The organism is Janthinobacterium sp. JC611 (genome assembly GCF_018682595.1).
Classification (GTDB): Bacteria; Pseudomonadota; Gammaproteobacteria; order Burkholderiales; family Burkholderiaceae_D; genus Janthinobacterium.
Window position 1 is genome coordinate 209,814 of sequence record NZ_JAFLJN010000044.1, and the last position, 15,215, is coordinate 225,028.

The window sequence follows — 15,215 nt, forward strand, 5'->3', positions numbered from 1 at the left end:
TTTCGGAGTCATGGTGGTTTTCATGGCCGGGCCAGGGTACGGTTGATGGTGGCGTCTTTGCCTTTGAACAGGTTTTCATCGAACTTGAAGCGCAGGCGCAGGTAGGGGCCGCGGGCCGTGTAGTCGGCGCCCGTCAGGTCGCGGTCGGAAAAGCCCGACCAGTTGTGGCCTGCCGACAGCCACAGGTTTTGCGCCAGCAGATAGCCCACTTCGACGCCGTTGGCCCACTGGCGGCTGCCCCCTTGCGGGCTGCCCATCACGGCCGCCAGCACGCCGATGTCCCAGTGCTTGCTGATGTCGTACACGGTGCGCCCGGAAAACAGCCACGCCGTGTACTTCTCTTGCCCAACGGGCAAGTTCTTGTCGTGATTGTGCTTGGCGGCGACCCTGCCCGTGAACCACCACGGACGGCTGGGGTGGTAATCGAGGTGCGTGGAGACGATATGCGCGCGGTAATTGTCGCCATCGATCTGCGACTGGTCGCGCACCGTCTTGTACTCGTAGCGGGCCAGGCCGTTGAACCGGTTGTCGTCCACGGGACGCCAGGCAAAACCCAGCTGGGCACGATCCTGCAGCACGTTGCCGACCGGCGCGCCGCTGGCGTCGTCGTTGTTGCGCGTGTATAGCAGGTAGTTGCGTGCAAGCAGAGTCCAGTCGCGGCTCAGCTTGCGTGCCCAGGCGATGGTATTGAGCCACTGGTCCTGGCGCTGGTCGCCTGGCGCGATCTCGCTGTCGAACAGACGCCGGTACTCGAGCTTGACGGAACCGCGCCACAGCGGATTGACCGCATAGTCGAAGCCTGCCGCCACGGCCACGGCTTGCTGTTGCTGGCCGTTCATGACTTTCAGATATTCCACATTCGTGTTCGCCGCCAGCCCCTCGCCCAGGTTCCACGTGTTGCGCAGGCCGGACGCCAACTGCAAGTCGCGCTGATTGCTGAGGCTGTAATCCATGGCGTCGCGCATGCGGTACTCGCCAAACACGGTGCCGCCCGGCATGTAGCCCGTATCGGCGCCGGCGACGAAACTGGTGCTGCGGTCGGCCGGATTGAGCGAATACGCGGACGCCAGCCCCGTCTGGTTTTCATAGCGCGCGTACAGCCGGCTGCGTTCGGCCAGCTGGTATTGCGCGCCCAGGCCGTAGCGGTGCTGGTCCGCGTCGGCAATGCTTTTTTCCACGTCGCCATTCAGGGTCCAGCGCTCCGTGGCCTTGTATTGCGCGCCCAGGCGCACGGTGGTGGCGTCCAGCGGCGCCGTCGCGCCCGCGCCCACGCCCGGATTGATGGGCGCAAACGTGGTGATGCCGCCGCCCGTCACGGGGTCGATGGCCGTGTTCGCCGTGCCGTTGCCGAAGAAGCCGCCCGTGGGATTCAAGCCCGTGCCCAGCGGCGACGTATTCGGCGCGATGCCGGCCGTCGACGGCATGCCGCCGCTCTCCTTCATGTGCTGGATAGACACGTCGAGCAGCCAGCGCTCGCTGGCGTTCCACGCCACGCCCAGGCGCTGCGCATCGCGGCGCGCGTCCGTGCTGCGCTCGTCGCTGCGGATGGCCTCGCCATACACGGTGATGGCGGGACTGAGCTTGTAGCCGGCCTTCACGCCCGCCTCGCCCCGCCCGCCCGTGATGCCGGCCGCCGTGTTGTTGAAATCCTGGTCCGAGCGGCTCCAATAGGCTTTCGCGTCGAGATTCTCATCCTTGTGCTGCAGCTCGATCCGGGCCGCGTTGCCGCTCACTTCGTCGCGCAGCTCGCCCGCCTGGCCCGACGGCGTCGTATAGATGTTGCCGCCCGCGCTGTAGCTGGTGGACGTGGTACGCGCCACCTCGACCACCAGCAGGCTGTGCTCGCCCAGGCGCAAGCCCGCATTAACGCTATGCAATTTGTACGGCGACAAGGGATTCCTGTCTTCCACGGCCGAGCCGCCGATGGAGACCATCTTGCCCAGCTGCACTTGCCCATCCACGCCCACGGTCCAGAATTTCTCGCCGCCCTGGTCCACCTCGTAGCTGATGCGGATCGATTGCGGATCGCCATTCGGCGTCAGCGCGGGGATCGCCTGCTTGAACAGGATGCGCCCGCTGAACGGCTCGAAACTGTAATCCTCGAAGCGGCGCAGCTGCGTGGCCTGCACGATGTTGCCGTTCTGGTTCTTGTCGCGCACCACGATCTCGATCTTTTCCGAGTTTTCGATGGCGTTGTTGTTGCGCACGGCGAACGGTCCCGACGTGCCGTTCGCCCGGTATTCCTCGACTACCTGCTTCAGGCTATCGTGGATGGCGAAGGCGTTGGCGACGATGCCATCCCGTTCGTAATGGCCGCGCCCGCCCGTGGCCGTGCGGTTGTACTGGCCAAGTTTTCTCTGCTGCAAGCTGGCCACGGCGCCACCGCCCGTCATCTGGCTGAAGCCGTCGCCGGTGGCAAAGTCGCCGTACAGCACATAGCTTTTTTGCCGGTCGATGCGCACATATAAACGGTCGCTGGAGCGGGCGTCGAAATTGCGCACGGAACTGTCGCCGTAGACGGGATAAAACTCTTCCGGATTGACATCGCGCAACAGACGTGCGCGCGTATCCTTGTCCGAATCGTAGGCGGCCGTCAGCAAGGCGTCGCCGCGGATGGTGCCCTTTAAGAACATCGCCGCCCGGCCCGCCACGTTGGCCTTGCCATTGTTGAAGGCGCGGCTCCAGCGCACGATGTCGCGCTCGAAACCGTCGTTGAAGCGCGATGGCGCTATGTCGCCGCTCGACAGGCTGCGCTTGCTGATGATGCCGTCGATCAAGCCCACGGCCAGCATGTCGCGCAGTTCCGGCAGGAAGCTGATGCTGCCCTGCGCCGCCACACTGCCGGCCGACACGCGCAGCAGCACGTCCTGCGGCGTGGCCGGGGCCAGCAGGCTGAACGTCGCCACGCCATTTTCCACCGTCAGCTGCGTGCCGGGCGTGACCTTGTCGACGTCGCGCCGCTCCGGCCCCAGCTCATCGGTCCGCGCGCCGGGCAGCAGGATGCGCCCGCCGCTGGCCTCGATGGTCAACAACGCCGTGCCCATCAAGGGCTTGCCCTGTTCGTCAAACAGGCTCACCGTCACCTTGACCGCGCTCTGGCCATCGGCCGGCACGTCGTTGCGGTCCGTCTCGACGGCGATGCGCGCCACGCCCCGGTTGATGGCGTAGTCGGCGCCACCGACCTTGCCGGCAAAGAACGATGGCGCGGCCACGCCGGGACCGGCGGCGCCGTCCGGCAAGGGCAGTTGCGCCTGGCCGGCCACGGGAAAGGTCAGCAGCGCCAGCACGAGGGCCATGCGCCGGGGAGAGGGATGTGTCTTCATGGCCTGTTTCTCTTTGACGGCGCCAGCCAGCGGCACGTGAATGTAGGGATGCTTATTGCGCATGGCTGCCTCCCGCGGCTGGCGCCTTGGCTGGCCCAGGGGCTGGCGTGCGGGGCGCCACGACAGGCTGGTTGGCGCTGTCCGTCGCCTGCGCGGGCGCGCCGGCAGGCTGGCTGCTGAAGCGCAGTCCCGGCCCCGCCTCCCTTTCCACACTGCGCACTTCGCCCTGGGCACGGCGCGCCTTGACCTGTTCCAGCACGGGGTTCGAGCAAGAGCCCTCGATGAAGTCGGCGCGCAGCAGTTCGCCGTTCTTGGTATCGAGGAACAGGCTGTGCGGATCGCCCAGGTTGCGGTTCGACGCTTCCATCATGCGGCTGGCCCGTGGCAAGGTGGACGCATCGACCTTGATCACATGGCTGTTCGGCGTGATGCCGCAATAGCTGTACTTGCCTTCCACGTCCGTGGTGAAGTTCGTGCCATCCTCCATGTACAGGCGCACGCCTGGGATGCCCAGTTCCTCGCCATCCTGCACGTGATTATTATTGCAATCGACAAACACCTTGCCGGCGAGGCAGGCATCCGTCGTGAACACGCCGCCCGTCACTTTCACCTTCGCGCGCGCCTCGTTCGAGGGCGGGCCGTTGGTGGTCGTCGCCTGCGCGCGGTTGACGCCGTCGCCCTGCAGCGAACCGACGCCCACGCGCAGGCGGTAGCGGAAGCTGGCGCTGGCGTTCGGCGCCAGGGATTCCAGCTTGAAGCTCAGCTGCGGCCCCGGCTTGCCGGACGGATCGGGCTGCACCACATTGTTACGCGTGGTGGTGCCGTCGATATAGCGGAAACCGGCCGGCAGTTTATCGAGCACGCTGACGCCGAACGCCGTCGCCACGCCCGTATTCTTCACCTCGATCGTGTATTGCAGGCTGTCGCCGATCTCGGCCTGCGCCTTGTTGACGCTCTTGCTGATCAACAACATCGGCTTGTCCTTCGTGTTGAACACCACGGGGGTAAAGCTTGGCGGCGTGGCGCCGGGCGTGGCCGGCAGCAGCAAGGTATCGGCCGAGCTGGCCACGACCAGCACGCTGGCCGGCGCCACCGGCGTACTGCCGCCATCCGTGCCGGTATAGCTGTGGCCGATGTTCCGGCCGCCTTCCTTGCCCAGCATGGTGCTGGCATACACCTGGTTCAGTTGCGGCACGGTGGGAATCGCCGCCACGCTGCCGAAGTCGACCAGCACCGTGAAGACGATGCCGCAGCTTTCCTGCGGCTGCAAGTCGCCCATGCCATTGAGCAAGCCAAACACCGTGACGCCGTTGAAGTCGGGATTGGCCACGCAGGCCGTGGCGCCGGCGGGCCGTGGCGTGACGACCAGGCTGCCCGGCTTGAAGGTGACGCTGGTGGCCGTCGGAAAGACGGCCTTCAGGTTTTCCGCCACCTGCACCATGGTCGAGGTCGGATAGCCGGCAGGATAGCGGTTGGCCGCCTGCACCGTGTAGCTGATCTCGAACTTGCTGGCGTCCACTTGCTGCTGGGCCGAAACAGCCTTGATGACGTCCACCACTTGCCGCAGCAAGAGCACGGGCGTGGGCGTATCTTCGCCCGTGAACGGCACGCCGCCCACGGTTTCCGACGCATTGCCGTTGCGGTTGGGATCGACCTTTTCCGCCAGCGCGGCCACTTCCGCCGCCGTCGCCACGGCGCCCGCGTAGCCGCCGCCATTGTTGGAAGCGTCAAACACCAGGCTGCCCGACGGTGGCGTGTAGCCGGGGTTGGCGGCGATGGCGCCCGCCGCCGGGGCCGGCGGCACGCTGATGCTGCCGCCTGCATTGGCGGTGTTGCCGCCCAGGACGCTGGCAAACACGCTGTTGTTGTACTGCGGCAAGGTCGTGTCTTGCAGCGTGATTTCGACAGTGAAAGTGATGACGCTCAGTTCGCCCTCGCCCAGGGACGCATCGCCGTTGAGCAAACGCAGGTCGCTGCCGCCGCAACCGCCGGCAAATCCCGGATTGACGGCCAGCTGCCTGCTGCCGCCGATGGCGGGCGCGGCAGGCGGCGCGACGATGCGGCACGCCACCGGCTCGGGGAAGGCGGCGCGCAAGCTGTCGAGCGCCTGCACGTTCGATGCCGTACCCTTGCCCACGTTCCTGATCACCACCGTGTACGGCACGTTGAAGACCCTGGCCGACAGCTGCGTCACCTTGCCCACGCCCAGCGCCGCGCCGATGGCCGGGTTCGCCACTTCCGTGACGGCCGTGCAGTCGGCCGCTTGCGCGCAGCGCGGCAGGTCGGGGCCGGTGGGCACGATGGTATTGCTCAGGCTGCCGCTGGCGGCCACTTTCGCACTGACGGTGACGGCGGCCACGGCATTGGGCGCCAGACCGGCAGGCACCGTGCACACCAGTTTATTGGCCGCCAGCGGTGCGCACACGGTGGGGGCCGCCGGCGTGACGGCGATGTCCGTCAGGCTGGCAAGCAACTCATCGGTCAGGACGATGGGCGCCGTGGTGGCGCCGCTGCCGCCGTTGGTGGCGGTGATGGTCCAGCTGACGGTGTCGCCGATGCTGGCGCTGGCCTTGTCCGCCACTTTCTTGACCATCACGCTGGGGCTGGTGACGTTGGTGGTAGTCTGGCAATCGGCGGGAGACAGGCACAGCGGCGCATCGGGTCCGGATGGCACGACGCTGTTGCGCGCGCTGCCTGGCTGGGTGACGGTGGCAGAGACTTCCACGCTGGCTTCGCCGCCATTACCGATCAGGCCGGCAGGCACGCTGCAGGTGAGCACATTGCCGGCCACGGGCGCGCAGGTGGCGCGCAGCGGCGTCACCACCACATGCGTCAAGCCGGCCGGCAGGGTGTCGACCAGGGTCATCGCGGCGCGCGTGGGGCCGCTGCCGGAATTGGTGGCGCTGATCGTCCACACCACGGTGTCGCCCACGTTGGCGGCGGCGCGGTTGGCGATTTTCTTCACAGCCACTTTCGGCCCCGTCAGCAGCACCCCCGCTTCGCAGCTGCTCGCTTGCGCGCAGGCCGGATTGTCCGGACCGCTCGGCATGACCCGGTTCGACAGATTGCCTTCCAGGGTACCGGTGGCGGTGACGCGCACGCTGCGCACGCCATTCATGGCGGCCAATTGACCTGCCGCAATGCGGCAGCTTTGCACGCTGTTGGCGACCCAGCTGGCCAGCGGCGGACAGGTCACGCCGGCGTCGGCGCTGACGGCCAGCACCGTCAGGTTCGCCGGCAGGATATCGGCCAAGGTCACGATGCCCGCGTTGGCCACGCCGCCGCTGTTGACGGCCGTGATGGTCCAGACGATGCTGTCGCCAACGTTGGCACTGACCGTGCCGGTAGTCTTGCTGACGCGGATCACGGGACCCGGCATGGTCACCGTTGCCGTGTTCGGCAAGTCATTCGCCACTTCCGTGGAGCTGGTGGCGATGATGCTGACGATGGTCGAGACATTGCTGGCCGGCTGGATGTACGCCAGGCCGAAGCTGTGCGCCTCGTTGGCCGCCAATGCCGTTGGCAGGCCCGTCACCGTCAGCATGCCGCTGACGGCGTCATAGCTGCCGGCGGCGCCGCTCAAGGTCACGCCCATCAGGCCTTGCGCCAGTTTCAGGCTGTACGTCACGTTCTCGGCGGTGCCGGGCCCCGCATTGCTGAAGGTGACGATGCCGTTGATCTGGTCGCCCGCATTGGTGGTGCCCGGAAAACCGTTCAAGGTGGTGGTCACGTCGACCAGCAGCTTGATGGCCGTGGTGCTGGTGCTGCAATCGGCCGCCTGGACGCAAACGGGATTGTCGGGGCCGGCAGGCAGCACCGTGTTTTGCAGCACGCCGGCGGCGGCGACCGTGGCGCGCAGCACGACTTGCGCCTGTCCGCCAGGCGCCAGGCCGGCCGTCACGCTGCAGGTGACGATATTGCCGGCCACGGGCGCGCAGCTAGCCAGTTGCGTCGACAGCACTTGCACGCCGCTGACGCCGGCTGGCAGATTGTCGGTCAGCGCGATGGCGGACCTGGTCGGACCCGTGCCGGTATTGCTGGCGGTAATGGTCCAGGTCAGCAAGTCGCCCACGCTGGCCGTCCCCTTGTCGACACTCTTGCGCACCGTTACCTGCGGCGCCACCAGAGTGCTGGTGGCCTGGCAGGCGCTGGCCGTGTCGCAGGCGGGATTGTCGCCACCGGAGGGCACGACGCGGTTCGACAGGGTGCCGCCCGCGGTGCCGCGTCCCGTGACGACGATCTTGCGGCTGCCATTGCCGGCGGCCAATTGGCCTGCCGCCACCGTGCACGCCTGCACGCTGCCAGCCGTCCAGCTGGCCGCTGGCGGACAGCTCACGCCCGCATCGGGCGTCACGCTGAGAATGACTATGTTGGCGGGCAACACGTCGCTGACGACGACGGGATGTTGATTCGGCAAATTCCCCGTGTTCACCGCCGTGATGCTCCAGCTCAGGATATCGCCCACGGCCGCGTTCACCTTATCAACCGTCTTGCTGGCGCGGATCACGGGGCCGGGCAAGTTCGTCGTCGCCGTATTCGGCAAGTCGTTGACGATTTCCGTCGAACTGGTGCCCACCACGCTGCTGATGCGCGAACTGTTGCTGGCAGGCTGCGTGTAGAACAAGTTGAAGCTGGCGCTCTGGCCGGCGATCAGGGTGGCCGGCAAGCCGCTCAGCACATACATGCCCGTGGCGCTGTTGTAGACGCCGCTGATGCCGGGCGCGCCGCTGACGGGGCTGACGGAAACGCCGCTCAGGCCCGCTTCCAGCTGCAGGCTGTAGCTCATCGTTTCCGCCACGCCCGGCCCGACGTTGGCGAACGTCACCACGCCACGGATGGCGTCGCCCGCGTTGCTGCTGGCGGGGAAGCCGTTCAGGGTGGTGGTCACGTCGACCAGCAATTTCGACACCACCGTGGTGGTCTGGCAATCGCCGGGAACGGCGCAAGCGGGAGTATCGCCGCCGCCAGGCAGCAGCGCGTTGACCAGGCTGCCCGACGCGGTGGCCGTGGCGCTCAGTTTGACGGTGGCGCTGGCGCCGGCGGCGAGGCCGGCCGGCACGCTGCAGTTGACGACATTGCCCACCGGCACGGCGCAAGTGACGGGCGCCGTGGGCGTCACCAGCACGTTCGCCAGGCCCGCAGGCAGGGTATCGGCCAGGGTGGCGACGGCCGTGCTCGGTCCCGTGCCGGTATTGCGCAAGGTCAAGGTCCACGTCAGGGTATCGCCCACGTTGGCCGCCGTCCTGTCGACGGTTTTACTTGCAGTCAACAGCGGTGAACTGACCGTGCTGGTGGTGCCGCAATCGCCCGCCTGCAAGCAGGCAGGGTTGTCCGTGCCGCTGGCGCTGACGCTATTGGCCAACGTGCCTGCGGCGGCGGCGCGCGCCGTCACCTGCACCGTGGCGGCACTGCCTGCGGCCAGCCCGGCCGGCACGCTGCACGTGAGCACATTGCCGGCCAGCGGCGCGCAGGTGACGGGCGCGACGGGCGTGACGACGATATTCGCCAGGCCGGCCGGCAAGGTATCGGTGAGCGTGGCGATGGCCGTGCTGGCGCCCGTGCCCGTATTGGCCAGGGTGATGGTCCAGCTCAGGCTGTCGCCGATGTTCAGCGCAGCCTTGTCGACCGTCTTCTTCAGCGCCAGGGCCGGGCTGGTGATGGTCGTCGTTGTCTGGCAACTGCTGGCCTGGAAGCAGGCCGGATTGTCCGGGCCGCTCGGCATGACCTGATTCGCCAGGGTGCCGCCCGCGCTGGCTTTGCCGGTCAGCACGATCTGGCGCTGGCCATTGCCGGCCGCCAGTTGGCCGATGGCCACGCTGCAGCTCTGGTTGCTGTTGGCGACCCAGCTGGCCAGCGGCGGACAGCTAACGCCGCTGTCGGGCGCCACATGCGTCACGACGATATTGGCTGGCAGCAAGTCCGTCAAGATCACGGCGCCCTGGTTGGCCAGGCTGCCCGTGTTGCTGGCCGTAATCGTCCAGATGATTTCCTCGCCGACATTCGCCACGGCCTTGTTGGCCGTCTTGCTGACGCGAATGATGGAACCGGGCATGGTGACGGTGGCCATGTTGGGCTGGTCGTTCGGCACTTCCGTCGATGTCGTGGCGATGCGGCTGACCACGGTCGACAGGTTGCTCGCCGGCTGGATGTAGCCGAGCTGGAAGCTGAAGCCCTGCCCCAGCGCCAGGGTCGCGGGCACGCCGCTGAACGTCACCAGTCCCGAGCCCGGATTGTAGCTGCCCGCCACGCCATTGAAGGTGACGCCGGCCAGGCCGGGCGCCAGCTGCAGGCTGTACGTCACGCCTTCGGCCGGCCCGGGGCCGATATTGCTGAAATTGACGGTGCCGGCGATCGTGTCGCCCGCATGTGTGCTGCCAGGAAAGCCGTTCAGGGTGGTGGTCACGTCGACCAGCAGTTTCACGGCCGTGCTGGTGGTGCTGCAATCGCCGGGCTGCGGACAGGCGGGATTGTCCGGGCCGCTCGGCACCACCGTGTTGACGAAGGCGCCAGCTGCGTTGGCCACGCCCTTGACGACGATATTGAGCGTGGCGCCCGCCGCCATGCCGGCGGGAATCGTGCACACCAGCTGGTTGCCGTTCGGCACGGCGCAGGTGGCCGGCGACGCGGGCAGCACCTGCCACAGGGTCAGGTTGGCCGGCAAGGTGTCCGTCAGGGTGATGGCGCCGCGCGTCGCCCCCGTGCCCGTGTTGGCCACGGCTATCGTCCACGTCAGCGCGTCGCCCACGTTGATATTGCTCTTGTCGACGCTTTTATGCACGGCCACTTGCGGGCTGAGGACGGTCGTGCTGGTCTGGCACGAGGCCGCCTGCGCACAGGCGGGATTATCTGGTCCGCTCGGCAACACTTTATTACCCAGGCTGCCTCCGGCCGTCCCACTGGCCGTGATGGTAATGCTGCGGCTGCCATTCACGGCGGCCAGCTGGCCTGCCGCGACGGTACACGCTTGCGCGCTGTTGGCCAGCCAGCTGGCCAGCGGCGGACAACTGACCCCGGCGCCCGGCGCGACGGACAGCACCGCCACGTTGGCGGGCAGGATATCGGTCAGGGTCACCAGCCCCAAGTTGGCCAGGCTGCCCGTGTTCGTGGCCGTGATGGTCCAGGTAATCGTCTCGCCCACGTTGGCCGTCGTCTTGTCGGCCAGTTTCGTCACGCGGATGATGGGACCGGGCACCGTCGCCATAGCCGTGTTCGGCAAGTCGTTCGCCACTTCCACCGAGGTGGTGGCGATGCTCGACGTCACCATCGACAGATTGTCGGCCGGCTGCGTGTAGCTGACATTGAAGCTCGTGCTCTGGCCATTCGCCAGGGTCGCAGGCAAGCCGGACAGCGTCACCAGGCCAGTGGCCGGATTGTAGCTGCCGGCTGCGCCCATCAAGGTGACGCTGGCCAGGCCCGGCGTCAGCTGCAGGGTGTACGTGACGCCCTCGGCCGGCCCCGGTCCCACGTTGGCATAGGTGACGGTGCCGGAAATCGTGTCGCCCGCAAGCGTATTCGGCGGGAAATTGTTCAGGGTGGTGGTGACATCGACCAGCAGCTTGACTACCGTGGTGGTGGTGCCGCAATCGCCGGGCAGCACGCAGGCGGGATTGTCGCTGCCACCCGGCAGCACGCTGTTGACGGCGGCGCCGGCCAGGGTCGCCGTGGCGCTGACGATGACCTTCGCCGAGGCGCCCGGGGCCAGGCCGGCCGGCACGCTGCATGCGAGGTTCTGGCCCGCCACGGGCGCGCAGGTGGCGGGCGCCTGCGGGCTGACGACGACGTTCGACAGGCCGGCCGGCAAGGTGTCGGCCAGCGTGACGACGCCCGTGCTGGCGCCCGTGCCGCTATTACTCACCGTCAAGGTCCACGTGAGCGTGTCGCCCACGTTGACGCTGGCCTTGTCGACGGTTTTTTTTACCGCCACGTTCGGTCTGGTGACGGTGGTGCTGGTCTGGCAATCACCCGGCGTGGCGCAGGCAGGATTGTCGACGCCGCCCGGCACGAGGCTGTTGGCCACCGTGCCGGCCGCATTCGCCACGGCCTTGATGGTCACGCTCGCCTGCATGCCGCTGGCCAGGCCTGGCGGCACGGTGCACGTCAGCGTGGCGCCGGCCGGCACGCCGCAACTGGCGGGCGCGACGGGCAATATCTGCAGCGCGCCCACGTTCGCCGGCAAGGTGTCGGTCAGGGTGATCGGGCCGTTCGTGGGGCCGCTGCCGCTGTTGATGGCTTTCAGGGTCCAGGTGATGGTGTCGCCCAGGTTGACGGTGGTCTTGTCGACGCTTTTCGTCACGGCCACGCTGGGGCTGGTCACGGTGCTGGTGGTGGCGCAGTCAGCGGCGGTGGCGCAGGCCGGATTATCGGCACCGGCTGGCACGACGCTATTGGCATAGGTGCCCGCGGCGGCAGGCTGGGCCGTGACGATGAAGCCGGCCACGCCGCCGTTCGCGGCCAGGCCGGCCGGCACCGTGCAGGTGAGGATATTGCCCACCGGCGCGGCGCAGGTGGCGCTGCCGACCAGCGCCACGTTCAGGTTCAGCAGGTTGGCCGGCAAGGTATCGGTCAGCGTGATGGGCGCGGTACTCACGCCATCGCCGCTGTTGCTCGCCGTCACGCTCCAGTTCAGGGTGGCGCCGATATTGATCGTGGCCTGGTCGACGGTCTTTTTCACCGCCACTTTCGGGCCGGTGATGGTGCTCGTCGTCTGGCAGGCGCTGGCCGAGCTGCACGCCGGGTTGTCCGGACCGCCCGGCATGATGCGGTTCGACAGGCTGCCTGCGGCCGTGGCGTGCGCCGTGATGATCACCGTGCGGCTGCCGTTCAGGGCGGCCAGCTGGCCAGGGGCGACCGTACACGTCTGCGTGCTCGACGCCACTCAGGCAGCCAGCGGCGGACACGTCACGCCCGGCGCCGCCACCACGTTGCTCACCACCAGGTTCGCTGGCAGCAGGTCTGCCAGGGTCACGACGCCCTGGTTGGCGATATTGCCCGTATTGCTGGCCGTGATCGTCCAGACGATACTCTCGCGCACGTTCGGTCCCGGCACCGTCACCATGGCCCTGTTCGGCAAGTCGTTCGCCACTTCCGTCGAGCTGGTGGCAATGACGCTGGTCACGGAGGAAATATTGCTGCCAGGCTGGGTGTACGACAGATTGAAATTGAAGGTTTCGCCCGGCGCCAGGGTCACGGGCAAGCCAGTGAACGTGATGCGGCCGGTACCCGCGTCATACGTGCCGCTCACGCCGGTGACGGACACGCCCGCCAGGCCCGTGGCCAGTTGCAGGCTGTACGTCACGCCTTCCGCCGCGCCAGGCCCCAGGTTGGCGTAGGTCACGACGCCGCTGATGGCGTCGCCCGCGTTCGAGGTGCCGGGAAAACCGTTCAAGGTCGTGGTCACGTCGACCAGCGGCTTGCTGACGACGGTGGTGGTCTGGCAAACCGCCGGCGTGGCGCAGCTGGCGCCATTGCCGCCGGACGGCGCCACGCTGTTGACGAAATTGCCGGCCGCCGTCGGCACGCCGGTGATGCTGATCTGGGCGCTGGCGCCCGGCGCCAGGCCGGCCGGCACCATGCAGGTGAGCGTATTGCCGGCCAGCGGCGCGCAAGTGGCGGGCGCCGCTGGCGTGACGACGATGCCCGCCAGATTGGCCGGCAAGGTATCGGCGAGGGTCAGGGCCGCTGTGGTGGCGCCCGTGCCGGCATTGTTCGCCGTCAAGGTCCACCGCACGCTGTCGCCCACCGTGGCGGCAGTCTTGTCGACGCTTTTTTGCACGCGCACGAGCGGGCTGACGATGCCCAGCGTATCGCTGTCGACATTGTTCGCGGGGATGGGGTCCAGCGTGCTGGCGCCGGCCGTCGTGGTGATCGTCAAGCTGCCGCTGGCGGGCAAGTTGAACGTGGCGCTGCAATTGATGCGCGAACCGGGAATGAACGGCGACACGGGCGCGCTGCAGGTGGCGGTGGAGCCGGCCGGCAAGCCGCTCATGACGCAGGTGGGCGCGGCCGCGTCGTCGGGGCCGTTATTCGTGCACACGCCCGTGACGGTGATGGCGCTGCCCGCATTGTAGGGCCCCGGCGGCACGGTGGTGACGGCTTGCATGTCCGCCTGCAGGCGACGGTTGCTGATGGTGCAGGCGACGGGCGCCTCGGGCATCGTGACATTGCCCGAGGTGGCCGTGCCGCTGGCGATGACGGCCGCCGTATCCGTGCGCACGCAACTGTAGCTGCTCTGGTACTGCGCCAGGGCGGTAGCCGTGCCCGCGGTTTCCGCGAACGTCACGAGGTTGCCCACGCGCACGACGGCGCTGGCCGTGGCGCCGTTACCGCCCTGCACACCTGCCGTGCCGTTGGCATTCATGATGAACAGCCCACTGTCGCCGACCGGCGCCAGCGCCTTGACCACCGTCAGGGTATTCGTCCTGACCGTGGCCGTGGTGCTGCTGCTGTTGTTGCTGAGATCGCTATCCGTTTCGTTGGGCGAGACGGTCACATTGGCCGTATTCACGATGCTGGCGGCGTCGCCCGGCGTGGCCGTGATCGTCACCGTCAGGTAGGAACCGGTGGTGGGCGCGCTGGCGGCCGCATTCACGGGCAGGTTGCCCATGGTAATGCTGACGCTGTTGCTGCCCGAACCCGAGGTTTTCGTGCCGCAGGAAGCGCTGCCGCTGGCGGCACACGTCCAGCTGACGTTGCCCAGGCTGGCAGGCAGCACGTCGCTGAAGGTGGCGCCCGTGCTGAGGGCCGGACCCCGGTTCCACACCTTCATGGTGTAGCTCAAGGGCTTGCCCACGGAGAACTGCGCCGGCCCCGCCTTGCTGACGGCCAGGTCGGTCTTGCTATTGGTGCAATCGGCATAGGAACTGGCCAGGCCGGGATCGCGCAATTGCGTAGCGGGAATAATTTCCGTCACATTGTCAGGGCGCGTCCAACGCATGTGCAAATAATTGATGCCGCCCACGTTATTCCACAGGACGCGGGCCAGATAACAGCCGCCGGGCGTGGCGCTATTGAAATTGCCGGCCAAATTCTGGAAATCCGCTTCATTGTTCGAATATTCGGCCACGCTCCCCACGGCCACGTTGTAGACGGTATTGCGGTAATTGGTCGAATATTGGGTCGAGAAATCCACCTTCACGTCGTCATCGTGCGAGACGCTGAATTTGTAATTGCCCGCCTGTGGAAATACCACCAGCGTGTACATCACGCGCCCCATGATCCAGGCCCGGCAGGCAGCCGACGATTGCTGCGTATCAAAATTGCATAACTGCCCGGGATTGGCGGCCGTGCCATTGGCCCAGTCCATCTGCGCCGAGGCGCCCGTGCGCGCCGCGTTGGCGGCGGGATTGGCGGCCAGCGCCGCCAAATTGGCGAGCCGGGCCGTGCTGCCCGCATTGAAGCCATTGTTGTAGTTGGGCGCGGGTGGATTGGCCGGCACCCGCTCGATGCCGCGGTAATCCTCCCACAAGACCTGCGCAGCGGCGGGCGCGGCGGCGCCCAGCATCAGGAAAGCGAGCGCCAGCGGCGCAACATGACACTTGGAAAGTTGGGCTAAGCGAGCGCGGCCAACAATCGCGGCCAGCATCCCCATGTAGCGTCCGGCGGACAAAAAAGCTGCCTGGCGGCCGGAACGGCCTGCCGTTTCCTGGTGTGTTTTGATCATGTTGTTCGCTATGAAATGTACCGCTGCAAAATGCAGACACATATAAAAATGACATTTATTTGTCATGATTATACGAACAGGTAACACTTCAAGAGTACGCCAACAGTGTTTTTTTCGTTAGCAACAAAGAAATTAAATTATCTCGTTGATATTTCACAACACATTCATCAAATTAATCGTGTAATCACGCTGCGTTTCTATTTCTACTGCATACTGATGAGCTAAACATACTA

General features: G+C 66.7%; 3 protein-coding genes and 1 pseudogene. All 4 read right to left on the bottom strand.

Annotated features, from left to right (window positions below; translation table 11 throughout):
• Positions 1-20: 20 nt before the first annotated feature.
• Positions 21-3,386 (bottom strand): hypothetical protein, encoded by a 3,366-nt coding sequence (locus tag J0O65_RS24780; protein ID WP_215409821.1) that lies wholly within the window; start codon positions 3,384-3,386, stop codon positions 21-23.
• Positions 3,376-7,830, bottom strand: a complete 4,455-nt coding sequence (locus J0O65_RS28405) for a hypothetical protein (RefSeq protein WP_502793593.1) — start codon at positions 7,828-7,830, stop codon at positions 3,376-3,378. The genes J0O65_RS24780 and J0O65_RS28405 overlap by 11 nt, the downstream gene beginning before the upstream one ends.
• A 480-nt stretch (positions 7,831-8,310) precedes the next feature.
• Positions 8,311-12,078: pseudogene (locus J0O65_RS28410) on the bottom strand (hypothetical protein); the annotation flags it as partial.
• A gap of 120 nt (positions 12,079-12,198) precedes the next feature.
• On the bottom strand, positions 12,199-14,982 hold the full coding sequence (locus J0O65_RS24790) for a DUF11 domain-containing protein (RefSeq protein ID WP_215409823.1): 2,784 nt from the start codon (positions 14,980-14,982) through the stop codon (positions 12,199-12,201).
• Positions 14,983-15,215: the final 233 nt, after the last annotated feature.